Source organism: Bacillus thermozeamaize (assembly GCA_002159075.1).
In the GTDB taxonomy this organism is placed as follows: domain Bacteria; phylum Bacillota; class Bacilli; order ZCTH02-B2; family ZCTH02-B2; genus Bacillus_BB; species Bacillus_BB thermozeamaize.
This window is the reverse complement of record LZRT01000026.1, coordinates 1-1,887: the sequence shown is the minus strand read 5'-3', so window position 1 is coordinate 1,887 and position 1,887 is coordinate 1. Positions and strand designations below refer to the sequence as shown.

1 protein-coding gene is annotated in these 1,887 nt (G+C 53.0%); it reads left to right on the top strand.

Annotation, left to right across the window (positions count from 1 at the left end; genetic code table 11):
• Positions 1–373: 373 nt before the first annotated feature.
• Complete coding sequence (locus tag BAA01_11985; GenBank protein ID OUM89999.1) at positions 374–1,600, top strand: transposase; 1,227 nt, start codon at positions 374–376, stop codon at positions 1,598–1,600.
• Positions 1,601–1,887 lie beyond the last annotated feature (287 nt).

Below are 1,887 nucleotides of genomic sequence, written 5' to 3'. Positions count from 1 at the left end.
TCGCCACAAGCCATCGTCTCACCATGATGATTTACAGCCCCTTTCCGACAAAAATTTATGAAAGCACTTTCAGTATAGCCCCCGCTCCTGACTTTGTTTACCTTGTAAACTAAAGGTTATCCTTAGACCCCCATGCCGCTGACGCGGCACCATCAGATGATGAAAATGACGGTTTCCCCACAGTATAATATTCTTGCGGCTGGTGAAGGGAGGTCGTTGTTCCTTGGTGCTGCGAGCCCGACTCTTAGACGGATCCCAACGACCAGGTGCACCACAGATTGTCGCTCCTTCGGGAAGCACGCGGGGTAGAATGATCCATGTGTGGTCGTTGCACCAGCCCTCAATCTTTCAAGCCGCAAGGAGTTTCAACGCCATGGATGTTGTCTACAGCCATGTTTGCGGACTCGATGTCCACAAAAAGACCGTTGTGGCCTGTATCCTCACGCCGAATGAGAAGGAAATCCGCACCTTCTCGACGATGACCGACGACCTGCTCATGATGGTGGACTGGATCAAGAGCAAAGGTTGTACCCACGCCGCCATGGAGAGTACCGGTTCTTACTGGAAACCGGTCTACAACCTGTTGGAGACGGAAGAAATTCAAACCTTGGTCGTTAACGCCCAACATATTAAGCATGTTCCCGGACGAAAAACCGACGTTAAAGATGCCGAGTGGATCGCTTCGTTACTACGACACGGCTTGCTCCGAGGCAGCTTCATTCCGCCTCGCGACCAGCGGGAACTTCGTGAGTTAATTCGATACCGCCGCAGTCTGATCGACGAACGGGCGCGAGAAGTCAATCGGATCCAAAAAGTGCTGGAAGGCGCCAATATCAAGCTGTCGTCCGTGGCCAGCGACATTCTCGGCAAATCCGCCCGTTCCATGCTCGAAGCTCTTATTGCAGGCAACGACGATCCGCAAGCGTTGTCGGAGCTTGCGCTTCGGCGTCTGAAGAACAAGAAGCAAGATCTTCAGCGCGCCCTCAAAGGGCTGATCGGTCCACACCAACGATTGATGCTCCAGACCCAACTGCGGCACATTGATGAACTGGATAGGCTCATTCAACAGCTGGACGAGGAGATCAAAAGGCGTATGCTCCCTTTTGAGGAAGCCCTGGAGCGGCTGGACACCATTCCCGGGGTGGCCCGGCGGACAGCGGAACAGATCGTCGCCGAAACGGGAACCGATATGAGCCGCTATCCGTCAGCCGCACATCTTTGCTCATGGGCAGGGCTTGCTCCAGGGAACAACGAAAGCGCCGGGAAACGAAAGTCTGGGAGAACGACCAAAGGTAACCCGAAGTTACGTCGTGCTCTCGTTGAGGCCGCACGTGCGGCGGCCCGAACGAAAAACACGTATTTATCCAGCCTGTATCATCGCATTGCTGCAAGGCGTGGAGCCAACCGGGCGGCGGTGGCCGTGGCGCATCGGATTTTGGTCATTGTCTACCATCTCCTGAAAGATAAACAAATCTACAATGAACTCGGTCCTCAATATTACGAAGAACGCAGGCGTGAACAGATTGCGAAACAGGCCTTACGGAAGCTGCAATCGTTAGGTTATAACGTAATGCTTGAACCCGTCAATCATACCGCATAAGATTATCCACATATTTCCACCCCCTGGGTGGTTTACAGGGACACGCCCTTTTTGTGCTTCTAAGCTACTTCAAATTTTCGGGGGAGAAATACAAAGAAGCCCGATTGCTCGGGCTTCTTTGCGGTGATTTCCGGAGGATTATTCCGCTCTCTTGTTGGAGAAGGACTTCACCTTGTTGCCGTGATCGTCGGCAATGCCAGCAGCCTCATTGTAGCTGACCAACGTTACGCCCTTCTTGAAGTTGGTACCTTCAAGCCGGATCGTATTGGGACTGATCTGGGTAGCCT